This window comes from Sebaldella sp. S0638, from assembly GCF_024158605.1.
In the GTDB taxonomy this organism is placed as follows: domain Bacteria; phylum Fusobacteriota; class Fusobacteriia; order Fusobacteriales; family Leptotrichiaceae; genus Sebaldella.
Map to the genome: position 1 here is coordinate 1 of NZ_JAMZGM010000124.1, position 599 is coordinate 599.

Annotated in this window: 1 pseudogene; it reads right to left on the minus strand. The window is 29.9% G+C overall.

Annotation, left to right across the window (positions count from 1 at the left end):
- Positions 1-599, minus strand: a pseudogene (locus tag NK213_RS17910) (hypothetical protein); the annotation flags it as partial.

The following is a 599-nucleotide window of genomic DNA, read 5'->3' on the forward strand; positions in this document are numbered from 1 at the left end:
TCATCATACATGGCTTTTATGTCATCAATAGTATTAAATCCACTAAAGTCTATATTTATTCCATTTTTTACATATTTAAGTTGTTCTCCCAGTTTTATATTGAAATCTTCCAGTACCTTTTTATTTTCTGCTGTTAAAACCCCTGTTACTTCTCCATCTTTTTTAGTAGATGCTACTGTAATGTTTAAACTTCCAAGGCTATATTCTATCTGTTCCTTTTTATCATACGCATTATTCAAAAGCTTTTGCCATAAATCTATATTTCTTTTAAATTCCTCTTCCTGTTTACTTCTTAAGTTTTCCGGTAATATGGACAGGTGGCTGTTTAGTTCACTTAAAACCTTTTGATTCTTTACTATTTCCGAATTTATGAAGATTAATTCCTCTTGTAATTCTTCAGTACTTTTATCCAGTTTTTCTATACTTTTTACCGGATTTTCCGTTTTTTCTTCCTTTGCTTCTGTTGACTGCAGTGTATTTTTCTTTAATTGCTCTATCCTTTTAGTAAGTCCATATATGGATTTTGCTATTGTTTCTGAACTATTTTTATATACATCTGCTATTTGTTTATCTATTTCGCTCTGGTCTGTTCCTAATAG